This is a genomic window from Streptomyces sp. NBC_01618, assembly GCF_045209435.1.
In the GTDB taxonomy this organism is placed as follows: Bacteria; Actinomycetota; Actinomycetes; order Streptomycetales; family Streptomycetaceae; genus Streptomyces.
On sequence record NZ_CP109297.1, the window covers coordinates 1,719,034 to 1,737,801 of the forward strand.

Sequence of the window (18,768 nt, forward strand, 5' to 3'; positions counted from 1 at the left end):
GTGATTCGTCGTAGCCGACGTCGCGACCGGCCGGAGGGTGCGGTCCGGCGGCTCGCCAAGGTCGAGGAGAACCTCTGTCACGAGACCGAGAACTGCCCCGGCCTCCGGCCTCCGCTGACCCTTCCCACACCGGCTTCCGGGCGGGTTCAGCCGGAGAGCACGTCCAGGATCCGGTCCACATCGGCCTCCGTGTTGTACAGGTGGAAGGCCGCGCGCAGGTTCCCCGCCCGGTTCGAGACCACCACCCCGGCCCGTGCCAGCTCGGGCTCCCGCGCACCGAGTCCGGGCACGGCTACGATCGCCGACTCCCCCGGTACGGCCTCGTGCCCCAGCACCGCCAGCCCCGCCCGCATGCGGGCCGCGAGCCCGGTGGCGTGGGCATGGAGGGCGTCGATGCCGACCTCGCCGAGCAGCGCGAGGGAGTGCTCGGCGCCGTGGTACGTGAGGAAGGCGGGCGGTTCGTCGTAGCGGCGGGCGGTCGGGGAAAGGCGCTCGATCGGGCCGTACGTGCTGTTCCACGGGTCGTCGGAGGCGACCCACGCCGCGAAGACGGCCGGCAGGGTGCGCTGCGCCTCCTCGGTGACGGTGAGGAACGACGCACCGCGCGGGCAGAGCAGGAACTTGAAGCCGCCGGTGACGGTGTAGTCGTACGCCCCGGCGTCCAGCGACAGCCAACCGGCCGACTGGGTGGCGTCGAGCAGGGTCCGGGCGCCGTGGGCGGCTGCCGCCGCGCGTACCGCGTCGAGATCGGCGATACGGCCGTCGGCGGACTGCACGGAGGAGAAGGCAACGAGCGCGGTGCCGGGCCGTACCGCGCCGGCCAGCCCGTCCAGCGGGACGTATCGCATCTTGAGATCGCCACGGACCGCGAACGGGCTGACGACAGAGCTGAACTCCCCCTCGGGCGCCAGGACTTCGGCCCCCGGCGGCAGCGCGGCCGCGATCAGCCCGACGTGCACGGAGACCGAGCTGCCGATGGCGACCCGGTCGGCGCCGATCCCGACGAGGCGGGCGAAGCCGGCCCGGGCCGCGTCCACCGCTTCGAAGTCCCCGGAGCCGGCCCCGCGGCCCGTGGCGATCGCCTCGGCCAGCGCTTTCACGGCCTCCACGGTGCGCCGGGGCAGCAGCCCGCAGGTGGAGGTGTTGAGGTACGTGGTCTCCGGTGCGAACTCGTCGTCCACCGTACGGCTGAGCGAAGTAGTCTCCATGCGCCCAGCGTGAAGCCCCCCCAACTCATAGTCAATCACCTGGAGTTAAGGGGTACACCCAAGGGATGCTTATGCACGCGGCTGAGGGCAGGCGCCAGGTGTCGCTGCGAACCTGCGGGCTCAGGCGTTGCGGTCGGCCTGCGGCTGCGGGACCTCGCAGGCACCGTCGGCGTCGCACGCCGCCGCGTCCCCGCCGATCGCCGTGAGCGGCCGGTCCTGCCAAGCCTGTTCGAGCGCCTGGGCGAACACCTCGGCGGGCTGGCCGCCGGAGATCCCGTACCGTCGGTCGAGCACGAAGAACGGCACGGCATTGGCCCCCAGCTCGGACGCCTCACGCTCGTCGGCCCGCACCTCGGCGGCGTACGCCTCCGGATCGGCGAGAACGGCGCGCGCCTCATCGGCGTCGAGACCGGCCTCGACGGCGAGCTCGACCAGCACGTCACCGTCGAAGACGGAACGCTCCTCGGCGAAATTCGCCCGGTAGGCGAGGCTCAGCAGCTCGTCCTGGCGGCCACGGGCCTTGGCCAGGTGGAGCAGCCGGTGGATGTCGAAGGTGTTGCCGTGGTCACGGCCCTCGGTGAGGTAGCCGAGCCCTTCGGACTGCGCGTTGGCCGCGACGTTCGCCTCCATGGCCCGCGCCTCTTCGCGGGTGCGCCCGTACTTCTGCGCCAGCAGGTCGATCACCTGCGTGGTGTCGCCCTTGGGGTACGCGGGGTCGAGCTCGAAGGAGCGGTGCACGACCTCGACCTCGTCACGGTGGGCGAACCCCGCCAGCCCCTTCTCGAAGCGGGCCTTCCCTATGTAGCACCAGGGGCAGGCGATGTCGCTCCAGATCTCGACGCGCATGTTTCTTCTTCTCTCCGTGTACTCGTGCCTACGGTTCGTGCATCACGGAGCCACCCTCCGCTCCCGTACGCAACGCGCGAGCGGACTCTCTCATTCCCCGGGCCCGAGCAGACCGTGGCCGCCGCGCCCACCCGGCGCCCAGCCAGCTCCATCGGCACTCGCGACAGCCACGGAGGCGCCGGGGACGGCCGACGGCCAACGGCTGGGCTAACAGCTACCCGGGCGCGTCGCGGCGACCTCCGCCCAGACCGTCTTCCCCGACGGCGGGTACGGGTGTACGCCCCATTCCGCGGCAAGAGCATCGACGATGACCAGCCCCCGGCCTCCTTCAACCGCTTCCCGGGGCGCGGCAGGGAGGCGCTCGCCGCGCGGGTCCGTGACCTCGATGCGCAACCGCGCGGTCGGAAGGAGGGCAAGCCCGAGCCGGAAGCCCCGCCCGTCCAACCGCCCGTGCGTGACCGCGTTCGCCGCCAGTTCGGCGACGACGAGCGCAGCCGCGTCGGTCCGCTCGCCGTCGCGCGGCCACCCCCACGCCACCAGTTGCTCCACGGCGAGCAGGCGAGCCAGGCGGGCTCCTCGGCGGGTGGCACTGAGCAGTTGCGTGAACTGCGGAGCGGCAGTTGCCGGTTGCAGAATTTCGATCTCTACGGATTCACTCGTCACGCCACTCAGAGTGGCCAGGTGACCGTACGCTGACCAGCAACGACAGTGGTACGTAGCGTGCACGTACCAGTACGCACGGCAATCGGTACCGGTTGTCCGCCGTGACGTGACGGCGCACGCGGTCGGCCCATGGAACGAAAGCGGGCAGCGATGGAGCTGGACGGTGCGATCGGTGGCGACGACGACTCGGAGGAAGCCGCGGACCTGTTCCGCGTGATCGGCCGACAGGTCCGGCTCCTTCGGGAGCGGGCCGGCCTCACCCAGCGGGAGTTGGGTGATCAGCTCGGCTACAGCGAGGACCTGATCCGGTCGCTGGAACGGGGGCGCAGGACACCGCAGCCGGAGTTCCTGGACGCGGCGGACGATCTGCTGGAGGCAGGCGGGCTGCTGCGGACGGCGAAGGAGGACATCTCGCGGGCGAAGGCACGGGCGCGGGTGAAGCATCCGGCGTGGTTCAAGGACTACGCGAAGCTGGAAGCGGATGCCGTCGAACTCTCCTACTACAGCAACCACACGGTGCCCGGCCTCTTCCAGGCTGAGGCACACACCCGCGCCCTGTATGCCATGCGCAAGCCGCTGCTGGACGACGAACTCATCGAGCAGCGCGTGGCGGCGCGCCTGGCCAGACAGGCGGTTCTGACGAACCGACCGGCCCCGATGGTGAACTGCGTCATCGAGGAGGCAGTCCTCCGACGCCCGGTCGGCGAATGGGACGTCCACAAGGAGCAGCTCGAAGAGCTGATCAGACTCGGCAGGCTGCGCAACGTGGAGCTCCAGGTCATGCCGCTTGACCGTCCTGAACATGCGGGCCTGGCCGGTCCGTTCATCCTCCTCACACCCACGCGCAAGCCCCAGGTCGGATACCTTGAGGTGCAAAACATCAGCCGTTTGATCACCGACCCGGAGGAGGTCCGTATCCTGGCTGCACGATATGGATGCATCCGGTCTCAGGCGCTCACTCCGCGTGATTCCTCGGCTCTGATCGAAAGGTTGCTGAAAGACCAATGAAGCCCGACGTCCGCGTTCAGAACCCGGCAGACAACTCGTGGTTCAAGAGCAGCTACAGCTCCAACGAGGGCGGCGAGTGCATCGAGGTGGCCCCTATCGAAGAGGCGGTCCTCGTCCGTGACTCGAAGGACACATCCCTCCCCCACCTGACGCTCACCCGCGCAGGCTGGACGCACTTCGTGCGGTACGCGGCCGGCTCCTGACCGACGAACCGCCCGGCGCTTCCCGTGCAGCGTTACCCGCGGGCGCCGGGCGCTCACTCAGGGCGGGTTGGCTCCGGCGGACCCAAGTCATGCCGCGACGGACAGCCGGTCCCAGAACCAGTACAGACTGACGATCACGATGGGCGCGGTCATCGCGGGCAGGGCCCAGCGGTGTGCGGGAGTCCTGCGAAGGAGGAGCAGCAGCGGGAAGCCCACGGCGATGATGCCCAACTGCACCGCTTCGATACCGACGTTGAAGCTCAGTAGCGACAGCAGCAGTTCCCAGGACCAGCTCTCGTCGATGCCCAGCGCGCCCGCGAAGCCCAGACCGTGGACGAGACCGAACAGGAAGACGACCGGCAGCCGCCAGGGCCCGGTCCCCTCGCGGTCCCGCAGGACGACACTCGCGAGCGCCACGACGACGATGGAGCCCGCGATGACCGGCTCCACGACCGATCCCGGCACGTTCACGACGCCCGTGGCCGCCAGCAGGAACGTGACGCTGTGCGCGACCGTGAAGGCGGTCGCCGTGCGGACGATGTCGCGCAGGCCACGGGCTCCTATGAGCAGTGACAGGAGGAAGAGGATGTGGTCGAGGCCGAACAGCAGGTGTTCGGTGCCGAGCAGGAAGAACTCCACGATCTGGTGCGACTCGTGGTGTCCGCCGGTCTCCAGGGCCGGTTCGGCGGCGGTCAGGATCTGCGAGCCCCGTTGCCCGTCGATGTCGTAGTGGACGATCGTCTCCGTGCTGTGGACGAAGCTTTCGGCGTCGGGGAACAGGGCGCTGGAGATCGTGTAGGTGCCGTCTGCGCCCGCCGCGCAGTCGTAGGCCAGGGTGAGGACGGCGAACGGCCGGGTGCCGCGGGTGCGGACGTCCGCGTCGCCGACGCGGCGCGGTGTGCAGGAGATGTCGTCGCGGGTGACGGCGAAGCGTCCGGTGACGTACTCGGTCACCGCGTCGGCATTGGTCTTCAGCTGGTGCAGTTGCTCCACGCGGTTCTTCGCCCCGTACGCCTCGGCGTAGAGCCAGGCCGACTTCATGAGCAGGTCGTATTCGAGGTCGAGGGTCGCCTCGATGCGGGTTTCGGTGCCCTCCACCGCGACGTACGCGGTCGAGGTCGCGTCGTGCGCGGCGGCGGGGGCCGGGTGGGCGAAGCCGATGGCGAGCACGGCCACGAGCGCCGCGACGGTGGTGATGAGCGCGGCGGGCAGCCGGGAGGAGGGCGCGGGTGCCGGCAGGGGCAAGGGGGCGGGACGCATGGAGGTCTCGGTTCTCGTGGTCGAGGGCCGGGCAGTGGTGGGCCCGCTGTCCCGGACCGCTCGGGTCCGGGACAGCGGGCGTGGTGCCGGTCGCGTGCTACCGGCGGGTCAACCGGTCACCGCCGGTCGGTGGACGACGTGAACCACGGGTAGGCGGGCACGTCGGGTCCCCAGGTACCGGGCCGGCCGTGGCCGTCCTTGGTCACGAAGGCGCTGGGCGCGGAGGCGGTCACGCCGCCGCCGGTGGAGCGCGCCGTAACGAACCACGCGTGGGTCGTGCCGGGCTTGAGTCCCTTCCAGGTCACCGAGGCGACCCCACCGGAGTCGGCCTCGGTCCTCCCGATGATGCTGACGGGGTTGTAGAGCGCCAGCGAGTCGGTCTTGAAGGTCGTCTTGCGGGTGCTGAGGTCGATCGGGAGGACCATGTTGTCCTCGGTTCCGTCGTAACGGTGGTTCTTGTCGTACTCGGTGGCACCGAACTCGTCGAGCAGCGGCGAGTAGGTGTCCACAATCAGTTCGGACCGGTCGACGTCGAACTGGAGCATCCGGAAGAAGCTCGCGCCGAACTGCAATTGGTCGTTCGGCTGGTAGCCGCCGATCTCGGTGAGTCCGAGCCGGTCCGCGGACACCGTGTAGAACTGGTAGTCCGCGAGCAGTTCGACGACGTCGTGGGCGACCTCGCCGACACGCGGCTTCACGTTGGTGCCGACGCCGTGCTCATGACCGGCGAGGATCAGGAACACGTTCGGGTTGTCCTGGACCACCGTCTTGTACAGCATCGAGCCGTCCGGTGCGGAGAACTTGGCGCCGCGTCCGTCGGGGTTGCTGCTCGGGGCGAGGTAGTCGTGCGAGAGCAGGATGCCGTTGCGGTCGGGGTAGCGCTTGAAGATCGAGTCGGCCCATTCGGCTTCCTCGCGCGTCACCCCGTAGGACAGGCCGACCACGACGAAGTCGAGGCCGCCGGCGGAGAACAGGTCGTAATGGTTCTGATTGTCGCCCGGGCGCCATGGCCCGCCGTACTTGGCGTGCTTCCAGCCCTGGGAGAGCGCCTGGTAGCGCTCGGGCCCGTAGTACCGGTTGTAGATCGCGTCCGGACCGTTCTCGGTGCCCGACTGGTTGTCGTGGTTGCCCGCGATCACACCGTTCGGCACACCCGCGTCGTCCAGGATCTTCTGCTGCTTCGAGGACATCTCCAGTTCGCCGGTGACCTGGCGCCGGGTGGCTTCGTCGGCGGGCTTGCGGATGTTGTTCTCGATGATGTCGCCGGTGTGGGCGACGTACGCGATCTTGCGCTTGTCCTTGTTGTCGGCGACCCAGCGCGAGACGTCGCCGTACGCCTTCTCCCAGACCGCGCGCTCCGCTGCCGTCTCCTGCTCCACCGCGCCCTCGGAAAGGTACTGCGTGTCGGTGTAGTGAACGATCGAGAAGTCGTACGAGTCGGGGTCGGCGAACTTGTTCGGATCACCGGCGTCGACATCGTCGGCGAACGGGTCCTCACCGGTCACCATGACATGGACCTGCTGCCCATCGACGTGCTTCCGGTCGACGACGGCGGTCAGGACGGTGTCGCCGTCGGCGGCGCCGCGGGCACTGGTGAGGACGTCCCACTGCTTCGTCGCGGTGTTCCACACGCGCAGCGCGGCGAGCCGCTCCGGGTCGATGACGCCCTCCCAGCGCAGCACCGGAGCGTCGACATGGCCCTTCACCTGGACGTCGAACCGCTGATACGTGACGTCCTCGGCGGCCGGCGCGTCGAGGGTCCTGCCGTCGGCGGGTGCGAGGCCGTCGGCCTTCACCTCCTTCTCGCCCTTGACCTTGAGCGTCGTGGGAACGGACGCGGCCGTTCCCTCGTACACCTGGTTGGGGGTGAGGATCTCGGCCTCGGAGAAGGTGGCGCTCACCGTGCCGCCGTCGGGCTCGGCGACCTTGGCCGACAGTTCGACGCTGGTGCCCGCGTCGGTCGCCCCGGACTTCGGGGTGAGGTCGGCGGGGGTGTCCGGGATCCCGGCGGAGGTGAACTCGACCTCGCGGGTGCCGCTGTTGCCGAGACCGTCGGTGCCGGACACCGACAGCGTGTGCTCGCCGGCGGACAGACCGGGACCCACGGAGGCGCCGATCTCGACCGGCTTGCCGTCGAGCTTGACGTCGGGACCGTTCACCACGCCGGAGAGGTCCTGGAGCCGGACGTCGAGGACGACCGACGCGTTGATCCTCTGGCCGGCGGCGGGGATGCTGGAGGCGATCTGGGGCGCCGAGTTGTCAGTGGCCAGGACGCGGGTCGCCGTCTTGCCCGTCTTCGATGTCGCGGCCAGGGTGTGCTTGCCGTCGTCGATCTTCGCGGTGTCGAGGTCTGCGCGGAGGCCCTGGGCCGGGCCCTCGACGAAGAACTCCAGGTCGATCTCGGTCAGCGGGTTGACGTTGTCGCCGCAGTTGCCGTCGCCGAAGCTGTACGAGCCCTTGAGCATCCGGCCGGTGGCGGTGCCGTTCGCCGGAGTGAGGGTGATGGCGGAGACGGCGAAGTCGTCGCGGTTGTCGCCGCACGACGTCGGATATGTGCCGGTGACGAAGTCGATCGTGTTCCAGCCGGGGACGAGCCACTCGTTCGGGAAAGCGAGATCGACGTGCTGGCTGACGAAGTCGCTTTCGATCACGTGCTTCTGACCGTTCACCAGGATGTGGCTCTGGTAGCGGGCCTCGATCGAGTTGCTGCCCACCGTGAAACCGAGGGCCGCGTCGCCGGATCCGAGGGTGTCGGACACTCGCACGCCGGGGGCGTCGATCGTGTAGTGCAGTTCCACCTCGCGCAGGCGGGTGTCGCTGCTGCCACAGGTGCCGTCGCCCATGGCGTACGAGTCCGCGATGTCCTGGCCGGTGACGGTCGCGCCGTCGAGGGCGAGAGCGAGCCGCGCGATGTCGAAGTCGTCGCGGTTGTTGCCGCAGCTCTCCTTGTACGGGCCGGTGACGACCGTGATGGTGTTGTCACCGGGTACCAGGTGGCGTGCCGGGATCGCTATGTCGACCCGCTGGCTCACCCAGGTACCGCCCAGGTCGATGCGCTTGCCGTTGACGAGCAGGTAGTTGTCGTTCCGGTCGTCGATCGAGTCCGACCCGACGTCGAAGGAGAAGGTCGCCGCGCCGTTGCCGAGGTGCGGATCGGTGACAGGCGCGCCACCGTCCACGGTCAGCGACTCGACGTCGCCCTCGGCGCCCGCCGGGAAGTTCGCGAACACCGGCTGCGGACCCTTCACCAGCGTGCCGTCCTTGGGCAGCAGCCGGGGGGCGCCCGCCGGGGCGTTGTTCACCGTCACTGTGTTCTTGACGGTCTTGCCCGAGGCGGTTTTCGCGGTGAGGGCGTGCTCGCCGTTGGCGAACTCCGTGGTGTCCAGATCGGCTTTGAGGCCAGTGGTGCCCTGCGGGTCGCCCAGGACGAAGAAGCTGAGTGTCGCCTGCGTCAGCAGCGAGGTGTTCGAACCGCAACTGCCGTCGCCGAAGGAGTACGTGTACTCGTTCTCCTCGCCGTCCGCGACCTCGCCGAGCAGGTCCAGGCTGATGTCGGACAGCACGAAGTCGTCATAATTGGTGCCGCACGAGCTGTCGACCGCGCCGGCCAGGATCTCGATCTTGTTCTCGCCCTTGACCAGGTGCTGGTTCGGGATCTCGATCGTGCCCCGCTCATTGACGAGGTCACCGATCTCGGCCCGGTACTCGCCGTTGACCAGCACGTAGTTGTGGTAGCGAGCCTCCGTCGAGTTCGACCCGACATCGAAGCTGAGCCGGGACACCCCGACGGTCCGCTCCGCGTCGATCGCCTTCCCGTCGACCGCGAGCTCCGTCACGGAGTCGCCAGCCAGCGTCGGCGTGGCCGCGACCTTCTCCGTGTCCTCCAGGTAGGCCCCGTCGCCGGGGGTGAGGACCGGCAGACTCGTGGCGTCCGCCGACCCGCTCTGCCCTGGTGTGCGCTGTCCCGAACCGGTTTCGGCGTATGCCGTGGTCAGGTTGCCGCTCGCGAGGAGCAGCGCGGTGAGGGCCACCCCCGCCAGCCGGCGCCCGCCCGATCTGCCACCCGGCCGTACTCGCCGCTCTGTTGGCCGCATCGGCAGCCGTCCTTCCTTATCGCCGCAAGGTGAAGGGCACGCCGTGAAGTTGTACGACATGCCCATCGTGGATGGTGGGCGGCGCAGGTGAACGGAGGGGTATCACCCGTGAACCATCAGCGGAAGGATCCCGCCACGGCGGCCAAAGTTGTGCCCCCGGGCATCGGCCGGGGGCACAACACTCCACATGGCAGCCGACGCCCTGGCTAGACGCCCGGGGGCTGCCGAGTCGGGACGTTGTCTCGGTCGCGTCGCGAGACCTGGGCCGACGTGTCATCAGGCATAGCTGAGGATCAGTGACACCATCATGAGCTGCGCCACGATGTGCAGGCCCAGCAGCCAGCCGCGTGCGGAGGCGAACGGCAGCCACTTCCTCGGCCAGGCGACCGCCGCGACGCCGAGTACGACCGCCGCCACCAGGCAACCGGGGATCCAGCCCTGGGGGACATCGGCGCACTCCACGCCGTAGGTCAGGCAGCCGGACGCCCGGGTCGTGCTCAGCACGATGAGGCCGGAGCCGATCAGCGCGGGCACGAGCATTCCCAGGGCGAACCATGAGGCCATGCGGGTGTTGCGGTCCGCGCGCTCGGTGGCGGCCGTGCGAGCCTCGGCGGCGGGAGTGGTCTTCATGCGGCCCATCCAACCCTCCGGCAGGCGCGGAGGGTTGGGGGCCGGTACTCGGTTCCGCTGAGTATGCGCACTCATTCGTTCGATGACGCGACGGATGTGCGAGTCTGTTCAGCTACCGTCGCGCAGATCCCCAAGTCCCGTCGTACGGAACTCGATCCGGTCGAACGTCGCCTCGCAGCCCTCACCCGTGGGCGACTGGACCAGGAAGCCGACCGATGCCGCGGCCTCCTCCTGCGGATCACCGAGGGCGAAGACGCGGACGAAGGTCCACTTCTGGCCGTCGGCGGAGGCGTGGAAGGCGAACGCGTTGCCGGTGCGGCTGAGGCGGAGCCAGTAGCTGTCACCGTCGACGACGAAGGAGTTGGTGTCGTCGGAGCGGCCGCGGGTGACGACCGTGCAGATGGTGGGACGGTCGGGGGAGAGTTCCAGGCAGAGCTTGGCCCACTCGCGTTCCCCGACGTGGAGGTAGAGCACGCCCGCGTCGAAGGCCGCGGCGAAGCCGACGCGCACCCGGGCGAGGAGTTGGAAGTCGCCCGGGGGTGCGGCGCCGAGGAGGCGGGGGGCGTCGCTCGCGGGGTCGAGGGCTTCGCCACCCGGTGGTACGAAGCGGTCCTGGCGGGCGCCCGCGCGGGCGGTCAGTGCGCCGTTTTCGTAGGTCCAGTCGCTCGCGGGGCCGAACGGGCGCAGCTCAAAGGGGAGTTCGGGGAGATGCGGAGTCATGCGCGGCGGCCGTCCACTCGGCGGGGCAGGTTCAGGGGGTTGTCCTCGCGGAGCTCCGGGGGGAGCAGGGCCTCGGGGGTCGTCTGGTAGGTGACCGGGCGCAGCCAGCGCTCGATGGCGGTGGCGCCGACCGAGGTGGAGGTGGAGGTGGTGGCCGGGTAGGGGCCGCCGTGGTGCTGGGCGGGGGCGACGGCGACTCCGGTCGGCCAGCCGTTGACGATGATCCGGCCGGCCAGCGGGGTGAGGGCCGCGAGAAGGGCGGAGGCGTCGGCGTCGGCGCCGTCCGTGGCGGTCTGGAGGGTGGCGGTGAGGTTGCCGGGGAGCCGGGAGAGGACGGCGGTGATCTCGTCCGCGGAGGCGTAGCGGGCGACGACGGTGACGGGGCCGAAGCACTCCTCCAGGAGCGCGTCGTGCGGGCCGTCGGCGGTGAGGAGGTGCGCCGGTACGGTGAGGAAGCCGGCCGCGACGGTGTGCTCGCCGCCCGCGCCGGGGGTGACCGGGGCCTGCACGTCGGGCAGTTCGGCCCGTTCGCGTACGCCCGCGACGAAGGCGTCGCGCATCCGGTGGTCGAGCAGGGCCCCGGCCTCGGTGTCGCTGACCGCGTCGGTCAGGGACTTCAGCAGCCGGTCGCCGCTCTCCCCCGCCGGGGCCAGGACGAATCCGGGCTTGGTGCAGAACTGGCCCGACCCCATCGTCATCGAGCCCGCGAGCCCGGCGCCGATCTGCTCGCCGCGCTCGGCGGCGGCGGCCTCGGTGACGACGACGGGGTTGAGGGAGCCCAGCTCGCCGTGGAAGGGGATGGGGGTGGGGCGGGCGCCCGCCGCGTCGAACAGGGCGCGTCCGCCGCGTACGGAGCCGGTGAAGCCGGCGGCGGCGACGAGCGGGTGCCTGATCAGCTCGATGCCCGCCTCGAAGCCGTGTACCAGGACCAGTACATCCTCCGGCAGGCCGACGCGGACGGCCGCCCGGCGCAGCACGGAGGCGCACAGCTCGGAGGTGGCGGGGTGGTCGGGGTGCGCCTTGACGACGACCGGGCAGCCGGCGGCCAGTGCGCTCGCGGTGTCGCCGCCGGGGACGGAGAAGGCGAGCGGGAAGTTGCTGGCCGCGTACACGGCGACGACGCCGAGCGGAATCTTGTAGCGGCGCAGGTCGGGCCAGGGCGGGGTCCTGGTGGCGTCCTCGTGGTCGATGTGGATGTCGAGGAAGGCGCCCTCGTCGACGACCTCCGCGAAGGCCTTCAACTGGGCTGCGGTGCGGGCGAGTTCACCGGTGAGCCGGGCCGGGCCGAGCGCGGTCTCGGCGTCGGCGGCCTCGATGATGTGCTCCCCGGCCGCGGTGAGCAGCTCGGCGGCGGTACGCAGGAACGCGGCGCGCACGGTGCGGTCGGCGAGCGATGCGCGTACCGCATGGGCGGCCCGGACCGCGCGGTCGACCTCCTCCGCTGTAGCCTCCACCGCAACCTGCTCACGCGGGTTCCCGGTGCGGGGGTCGACGCTCCAGACTGGTGCTGCTGCCACCGTGATTCCTTCCGCTCCACTGCCACACATCAGAAGTTGTTCGGTATTCTGAACAAAGTTCCTGATCATGAATATGCGGCGACTCTATTTCCGGGCGTTCGGTGTTGGCAAGAAGTCGCTGAGTTCAAGAGGTCGCAGGATTTCGTAAGTGGGCTGGAAGGGGCGTAGGGCGATGTCGGCTGCCGAGTCTGGTGGGGCACAGGTCAAGTCCGCCGTGCGGACGGTGGAACTGCTCGAATACTTCGCCGGCCGACCCGGCATGCACTCGCTCGCCGCGGTGCAGGAGGCCGTCGGCTATCCCAAGTCCAGCCTCTACATGCTGCTGCGCACGCTGGTGGAGCTGGGCTGGGTGGAGACCGACGCGACGGGCACGCGGTACGGGATCGGCGTACGGGCCCTGCTCGTCGGCACCTCGTACGTCGACGGCGACGAGGTCGTCGCGGCCGCCCGCCCGACGCTGGACCGGCTCGCCGACGACACGACGGAGACCATCCACCTGGCCCGCCTCGACGGCACGAACGTGGTGTACCTCGCCACCCGGCAGTCCCAGCACTATCTGCGTCCCTTCACCCGCGTCGGCCGTCGGCTGCCCGCCCATTCCACCTCGCTCGGCAAGGCGCTGCTGGCCACCCACAGCGACGAGCAGGTCCGCAAGATGCTTCCTGAGACGCTGCCCGCGCTGACCGAACACACCATCACCGACCGCGAGAAGCTCATCGAGGAGCTGCACCTCATCCGCGAGCAGGGCTACGCGGTGGACCGCGAGGAGAACACCCTCGGGCTGCGCTGCTTCGGCGTCGCCGTCCCGTACCGCACCCCTGCCCGCGACGCCATCAGCTGCTCGGTGCCGGTCGCCCGGCTCACGCCCGCGCACGAGCAGATGGTGAAGGACGCACTGTTCGGCGCGCGGGACCGCCTGACGCTGGCCACCCGGAGGCTCTGAACCATGCTGGTTTCCCTGCGCGAGGTGCGGGAGGGCGATCTGCCGTCGTTCTTCGCGTTCATGTCCGACCCGGAGTCGGTCAGGACGGCCGCCTTCACCAGCGAGGACCCCACCGATCGGCACGCGTTCGACGCCCACTGGCGGCGCGTCCTGGCCGACCGCTCGGTCGTGATGCGGACGGTGCTCGCGGACGGCGTGGTGGTCGGCAACGCCGGGGCGTACGGGCCGCCGGAAGACCGCCAGGTCACCTACTGGATCGACCGGGCGCACTGGGGCCGCGGGCTCGCGACGGCCGCGCTGCGGGCGCTGCTCGACGTCGTACCGGACCGCCCGCTGCACGCGCGGGCCGCGGCCGACAACACCGGTTCGCGCCGGGTGCTGGAGAAGTGCGGGTTCGCCGTCACGGGCAAGGACCACGGGTACGCGCACGCCCGCGGAGAGGACACCGAGGAGCTGCTGTTCACCCGGCCGGGGTGACCCGGGGTATCGCCCCCGGGTCGCCTCGGCCGGTCATGAGAAACCGGTGAGAAGCGGCACAACCGGGAACGCCGCGCCTCGCCCCGCTCGTCCCTCCCATGGGATGAACAAAACGATCAGGCACACCTCGGTCTTCTGCCTGCTGCTGGTCCTCGCCCTGCTGGTGCGGGCGACCTGGGTGCAGGCGTACCAGGCACAGGCGCTCGCAGACAACGAACACAACCGGCGGAACACCATCGCGCAGTACGCGCAGCCGCTCGGCGACATCATCGTGGCCGGGAACCCGGTCACCGGCTCGAAGAGGACGGTGGGCAGCGACCTCGCGTACAAGCGCACCTACAAGCACGGCGATCTCTACGCGGCCGTCACCGGCTACAGCTCGCAGGCGTACGGTGCCACGCAGCTCGAAGGGATCTACAGCCATGTGCTGGACGGCACCGACGACCGGCTGAAGAGCCCGATGGACGTGGTGACGGGCGAGTCGGCGGCCCCCGGCAACGTCCTGACGACGATCGACCCGGCCGTGCAGAAGGCGGCCTACAAGGCGCTCGGCACCGACAAGGGTGCGGCGGTCGCGATCGACCCGAAGACCGGGCAGGTGCTGGGCGTGGTCTCCACCCCTTCGTACGACCCGTCGAAGATCAGCGGGACGGCGGACGGCGACGCCTGGCAGAAACTGCTCGACGACCCGGACAAGCCGCTGGTCAACCGCGCACTGCGGCAGCCGCTGGCGCCCGGTTCGACGTTCAAGCTGGTGGTGGCGGCCGCGGCGCTGGAGGACGGGCTGTACAGCTCCGTCGACGAGCGCACGGACAGCCCCGATCCGTACCCGCTGCCCGGCAGCAGCAGGAACCTGGAGAACGAGAGCGCCTCGGCCCCGTGCGAGAACGCCACACTGCGCACCGCGCTCCAGTACTCCTGCAACAACGTCTTCGGGAAGCTCGCCGTCGACCTCGGCCAGGACAAGGTCAGGGCGATGGCGGAGAAGTTCGGCTTCAACGCCGCGAAGCTGGACATGCCGGTGCGGGCCTCCGAGAGCGTCTACCCGTCCGGCATGGACAAGGCACAGACGGCGATGTCGGGCATCGGCCAGTTCGAGGTCACCGCGACGCCGCTGCAGATCGCCATGGTCTCGGCCGCCCTCGCCAACGGCGGCGAACTGGCCGCACCCCACATGGTGTCCCGGGTGACGGACGCCAAGGGCAACACGTTGCAGGACTTCGCGGACGGGGACACCAAGCGGGTCGTCTCGCAGTCCACCGCCGAGCAGTTGCGCAGCGCGATGGTGACCGTCGTCGAAGAGGGCACCGGCACCAACGCCCGGATCGCCGGGGCGGAGGTGGGCGGCAAGACGGGGACCGCGCAGAACGGCGTGGGCAACAGCAAGTCCCCGTACGCCTGGTTCACCTCGTACGCGAAGGACAGGTCCAGCGGCAAGGAGGTCGCGGTGGCCGTGGTCGTCGAGGACTCGGGCGCGGCCCGCGCGGAGGTCAGCGGCAACGGTCTGGCGGCGCCGATCGCCCAGAAGATGATGAAGGCGGCACTCAAGGGGTGAGACCCGATCGGGCAGAGGGGCACCAAGCGGGCAGCCGGTGGCCACCGCTCCGAGGGCGAGTGGTTCCGCAAGTCCCGCTGTCTCACGGCACTGGAAGCGCGGCACGCCGCCGCCGTTCGTGACCGGCAGACCGGACGCGTCCGAGACCTCGACGTGAACCGTCGCCGCTGGTACCTCACCGCGACGCCCAGATCCGCCACGCCCAGATCCGCCACGCCCAGATCCGCCATGCCCTGACCCGCCAGGCCCTGACCCGTCTGATCAACTGGGCATGTTTCGTCGACGCTTCTGACGAAACAACTTCGCGGGCATCCGGCATGTGCCGTACACCCGGTGCGGGGCCGGGGCACGCGGCCGGGTGCGGAGTAGGGCATCCGCCCGATGCCGGCGGGCGTCCTCAGTCATCAGCCTGAACCCGTGACGAACGTGCGGGCCGGAAGGGTTGTGGCGGGCGTGGTGGGTGCGATGGCGGGGTCGGCGACGGTGCGGGTGCTGCGGGACCGTACGGCGGGGCTGTTCCTGGTGGCGGTCGTCGTCTCCGGTTTCGGGACGTCCGCGATGTGGCTCGCGGCCGGGGTCTGGGTCAAGTCCCTCACCGGCTCGGACAGTCTGGCGGCGCTCGCCGTCTTCGCGATGTGGCTGCCGGTGCTGGTCGGGCCCGCGCTCGGGGCGATCGCCGACCGCCTGCCCAGAAAGCCGCTCCTCGTCGCGTCGAATCTCGTCATGGCGGGGCTGGTGGCCGCGCTGGTGGTGGTCGACACGGCGGGGCGGATCTGGTTCCTCTTCGCCGTGCTCGTCCTGTACGGCACGAGTTCCGTGCTGATGGACGCGGCCGAGTCGGCGCTGGTCGCCGGGGCCGTCGACGCGCGGCTGCTGGGTGATTTCAACGGCCTGCGGATGACGGCGAACGAGGGCATGAAGCTGCTGGCGCCGCTGACCGGCGCGGCTCTGTACGGCCGGTTCGGGGGCGGCGCGGTGGCGCTGCTGGACGCGGTGTCGTTCGCTCTGGCGGCCGGGGTCTACGCGCTGCTGCCGGTGCGGGCACCGGTCGCGACCGCTCCGGCCGGACGCCGGGTCGAACTCGTGGCGGGCGCACGTCAGTTGTGGCGGTCTCCGGTGCTGCGGCCGCTCGTGCTCGCGGGATCGGTGACGATGCTGTGCGCGGGACTCAACGGGGCGGCGGTGTACGCGTTCGTCGACGAGGGTCTCGGGCACTCCCCCACGTACACGGGCGTGCTGTACGCGGCGCAGGGCGCCGGGTCCGTCGCCGTGGGGCTGCTGGCCGGGCCGTTGCTGCGGCGGCTGACGGAGCGGGTGTTCACGGCGGCCGGGATCGCGCTGTTCGCGGTGGCGGTGGGGGTACGGGCGCTGCCGTACGACGCGGTGGCGCTGGTGGGGAGCGCGGCCATCGGGATCGGGCTGCCGTGTGTGCTGATCGCCGCGATGACGGCGGTGCAGCGGGAGACCCCGGATGCCCGGCTGGGCCGTACCACCGCGACGGCGAACACGTTGATGATGGTGCCGAACGCGGTGGCGCTGGCGCTCGGTGCCGGGCTGATCGCGCTGGTGGACATCCGGGTGCTGTTGCCGCTGGTCGGTGCGGCGGCGCTGCTGACGGCAGCCCTGCTGGTCACAGGCCGGCGGGGGACAACCCCGACCACGCCCACCTCGGCGACCACTTCCGCACCAGCCCGCCGATCTGGCCGCACTGAACCCGCGGCTCGGGACCGCGGAAATCCGCGCGACAGCGCGCCCCGGCGGACGGCAGAATGCGGAGCCATGCCGAGACCTTCCGGATTCCTGTACGAGCAGCACGGCGACGCGAGCGTCACCATCACCCACCACGGCCGCCCCGCGGGCACGCTGCGCGGCAGCCGGGCGGAGAAGTTCCTGGCCGAGGTGGCGTCCAGCGACGCGCAACTCGTGATGGCCCGATGGACCGGCGCGTACAAGCACGGCAACGAGCGCACGGCTCGCAACCACCCCCGCAATCGCTGACGGAGGGGCTCCTGCCCCGTACGGCCGAAGGCCCATGGAAGCCCGCGAAGGTAAGGGAACGGCAAAGCCGGGTCGTTCGTTACCCCGGGCATGACCGCTATGACCCCTGGCTCGAACATCCCTCTTTCCGCCGCCCGCGTGGCAGTGGACGTCTCCGCCCCGGTGCGGCTCGACGTTTCGGGCCTGCTGCTCACCGCCGACGGCAAAGTGCGCTCCGACGACGACTTCATCTTCTACAACCAGCCCGCCGGCCCCGGCGTGACCTACCGCTCCGGCGGCGGCACCGCGCCGGACGCGATCGTGGTGGACACCACCGCGGTCCCGCCCGGCATCGAGAAGATCGTCGTCACGGCGAGCCCGGACGCGGCGGGCCAGACCTTCCAGGGCATCGAACCCACCGCGACCGTGCGCAACGCCGACGACAGCAGCGTGCTCGCCACGTTCACGCCGCCCCGGCTGGGCACCGAGACGGCGCTCGTGGTCATCGAGGTCTACCTCCGCAACGGCGCCTGGAAGGCCCGCGCGGTCGGCCAGGGCTATGCGAACGGACTGGCCGGAATCGCCACGGACTTCGGTGTCTCGGTCGAGGAGGAGCCCGCCGCCGCGCCCGCGCCCGTCGTGCCCCCGATGCCCGCCGCCCCGCCCGTGGACCCGCGGATCGCCGCGCCCGCGGCCCCCGCGGCCCCGCCCGCGGCCCCCGCCGCCTCCGGCAAGATCAACCTCGACAAGGGCCGGGTCAGCCTCCAGAAGAACCAGACGGTCTCCCTGGTCAAGGCCGGTCGGCCGCTGCTCTCCCAGGTCAAGATGGGCCTCGGCTGGGAGCCCGCGTTCCGCGGCAAGGACATCGACCTCGACGCCTCGGTGATCGCCTACGGCCCCAACCGGAACCACCTGGACAGCTGCTACTTCGGCAAGCTCTCCATCCTGAACGGCGCGATCAAGCACTCCGGCGACAACCTCACGGGCGAGGGCGCGGGGGACGACGAGGTGATCGTCGTCGACCTGGGCCGGATCCCGGCGGAGGCGACCGGCCTGGTCTTCACGGTCAACTCGTTCACCGGCCAGAAGTTCACCGAGGTCGCCAAGGCCTACTGCCGGCTGGTCGACGCCACCACCGGCGAGGAGCTGGTCCGCTTCGACCTGACCGGCACCGAGCCGCAGACCGGCGTGATGATGGCCAAGCTGATCAAGCAGTTCTCCGGCGAGTGGGAGATGACGGCCATGGGCGACTTCGTGAAGTCACGCACCGTCCGCGGCATGGTGAAGCCGGCCGCCCAGGCGCTGTAACGCCGCGAGGGCTTCCGGCGAGAGCCTCCGGTACGACTTCAGGGGCACCTGCGAGTGCCAGGTGCCCCTGAAGTCGAAGAGCGCGACGGAACCGCGGACGCTGCGCGTGCTCGCCGGCTCTCTCAGAGCTTGGTCAGCTTGGAGTACGGGCTCAGGATCCTCCCCTGTCGCCCCGAGAAGTCGATGAGTACTGCGTCGTTGTCGCCCTCGACGGCGAGGACCCGACCGAGTCCGAACTGGTCGTGCGACACCCTGTCGCCCACATCGAACAATTCGACCGGTGGGGCCGCCTGGGCCGGGCGGTTGAAGGGACTGGAAGGCAGGTGGCGCCGGGATCCGGCTGACTGTTTCATTACCTT

The 18,768-nt window shown here is 70.3% G+C and carries 16 protein-coding genes and 1 pseudogene; 8 read left to right on the plus strand and 9 right to left on the minus strand.

What is annotated here, in order from left to right; all coding sequences use genetic code 11:
* Positions 1–146 precede the first annotated feature (146 nt).
* The 3 genes from OH735_RS08130 to OH735_RS08140 all read right to left on the minus strand — a co-directional run bounded on the left by OH735_RS08130 (position 147) and on the right by OH735_RS08140 (position 2,717).
* Positions 147–1,208: an aminotransferase class V-fold PLP-dependent enzyme gene (locus tag OH735_RS08130; protein ID WP_406380707.1), complete on the minus strand. Its 1,062-nt coding sequence runs from the start codon at positions 1,206–1,208 to the stop codon at positions 147–149.
* A gap of 120 nt (positions 1,209–1,328) precedes the next feature.
* Positions 1,329–2,054, minus strand: a complete 726-nt coding sequence (locus tag OH735_RS08135) for a DsbA family oxidoreductase (protein WP_406380708.1) — start codon at positions 2,052–2,054, stop codon at positions 1,329–1,331.
* 207 nt (positions 2,055–2,261) lie between these two features.
* Positions 2,262–2,717 (minus strand): ATP-binding protein, encoded by a 456-nt coding sequence (locus OH735_RS08140; RefSeq protein ID WP_406380710.1) that lies wholly within the window; start codon positions 2,715–2,717, stop codon positions 2,262–2,264.
* A gap of 129 nt (positions 2,718–2,846) precedes the next feature.
* On the opposite strand from OH735_RS08140, the gene OH735_RS08145 reads away from it, so the two are divergent.
* A complete protein-coding gene (locus OH735_RS08145; protein ID WP_406380712.1) occupies positions 2,847–3,725 on the plus strand; it encodes a Scr1 family TA system antitoxin-like transcriptional regulator in 879 nt (292 codons plus the stop codon).
* The gene (locus OH735_RS08150) at positions 3,722–3,928 is read left to right on the plus strand and encodes a DUF397 domain-containing protein (RefSeq protein WP_406380714.1); all 207 of its coding nucleotides are present in this window, start codon (positions 3,722–3,724) and stop codon (positions 3,926–3,928) included. Before OH735_RS08145 ends, OH735_RS08150 begins: the two co-directional genes overlap by 4 nt.
* A gap of 87 nt (positions 3,929–4,015) precedes the next feature.
* Here the strand turns inward: OH735_RS08150 and OH735_RS08155 are convergent, their stop codons facing one another.
* From OH735_RS08155 to OH735_RS08175, 5 genes are all read right to left on the minus strand, one after another.
* Positions 4,016–5,188 carry a HupE/UreJ family protein gene (locus tag OH735_RS08155; RefSeq protein ID WP_406380716.1) on the minus strand — a complete coding sequence of 391 codons (1,173 nt, stop codon included), beginning with the start codon at positions 5,186–5,188 and terminating at the stop codon, positions 4,016–4,018.
* 116 nt (positions 5,189–5,304) lie between these two features.
* Complete coding sequence (locus OH735_RS08160; RefSeq protein WP_406380718.1) at positions 5,305–9,282, minus strand: metallophosphoesterase; 3,978 nt, start codon at positions 9,280–9,282, stop codon at positions 5,305–5,307.
* 276 nt (positions 9,283–9,558) lie between these two features.
* Positions 9,559–9,912: a hypothetical protein gene (locus tag OH735_RS08165; protein ID WP_406380720.1), complete on the minus strand. Its 354-nt coding sequence runs from the start codon at positions 9,910–9,912 to the stop codon at positions 9,559–9,561.
* 108 nt (positions 9,913–10,020) lie between these two features.
* On the minus strand, positions 10,021–10,632 hold the full coding sequence (locus tag OH735_RS08170) for a DUF1349 domain-containing protein (RefSeq protein ID WP_406380721.1): 612 nt from the start codon (positions 10,630–10,632) through the stop codon (positions 10,021–10,023).
* Positions 10,629–12,149: an aldehyde dehydrogenase (NADP(+)) gene (locus OH735_RS08175; RefSeq protein WP_406380723.1), complete on the minus strand. Its 1,521-nt coding sequence runs from the start codon at positions 12,147–12,149 to the stop codon at positions 10,629–10,631. The genes OH735_RS08170 and OH735_RS08175 overlap by 4 nt, the downstream gene beginning before the upstream one ends.
* Positions 12,150–12,321: 172 nt before the next feature.
* On the opposite strand from OH735_RS08175, the gene OH735_RS08180 reads away from it, so the two are divergent.
* The 6 genes and pseudogenes from OH735_RS08180 (at position 12,322) to OH735_RS08205 (ending at position 18,409) form a co-directional block, all read left to right on the plus strand.
* A complete protein-coding gene (locus OH735_RS08180; RefSeq protein ID WP_406380725.1) occupies positions 12,322–13,092 on the plus strand; it encodes an IclR family transcriptional regulator in 771 nt (256 codons plus the stop codon).
* Positions 13,093–13,095: 3 nt separating this feature from the next.
* Positions 13,096–13,569: a GNAT family N-acetyltransferase gene (locus OH735_RS08185; protein ID WP_406380727.1), complete on the plus strand. Its 474-nt coding sequence runs from the start codon at positions 13,096–13,098 to the stop codon at positions 13,567–13,569.
* A 103-nt stretch (positions 13,570–13,672) separates the two neighbouring features.
* Positions 13,673–15,124 carry a penicillin-binding transpeptidase domain-containing protein gene (locus OH735_RS08190; RefSeq protein ID WP_406380728.1) on the plus strand — a complete coding sequence of 484 codons (1,452 nt, stop codon included), beginning with the start codon at positions 13,673–13,675 and terminating at the stop codon, positions 15,122–15,124.
* Between the two features lie 465 nt (positions 15,125–15,589).
* Positions 15,590–16,798 (plus strand): annotated as a pseudogene (locus OH735_RS08195) (MFS transporter); the annotation flags it as partial.
* A gap of 105 nt (positions 16,799–16,903) precedes the next feature.
* Positions 16,904–17,122: a hypothetical protein gene (locus OH735_RS08200; RefSeq protein ID WP_406386472.1), complete on the plus strand. Its 219-nt coding sequence runs from the start codon at positions 16,904–16,906 to the stop codon at positions 17,120–17,122.
* 90 nt (positions 17,123–17,212) lie between these two features.
* Positions 17,213–18,409: a TerD family protein gene (locus tag OH735_RS08205; RefSeq protein WP_406380729.1), complete on the plus strand. Its 1,197-nt coding sequence runs from the start codon at positions 17,213–17,215 to the stop codon at positions 18,407–18,409.
* Between the two features lie 122 nt (positions 18,410–18,531).
* Here OH735_RS08205 and OH735_RS08210 read toward each other — a convergent pair whose 3' ends face one another.
* Positions 18,532–18,762 carry a hypothetical protein gene (locus tag OH735_RS08210; protein ID WP_037711258.1) on the minus strand — a complete coding sequence of 77 codons (231 nt, stop codon included), beginning with the start codon at positions 18,760–18,762 and terminating at the stop codon, positions 18,532–18,534.
* Positions 18,763–18,768 lie beyond the last annotated feature (6 nt).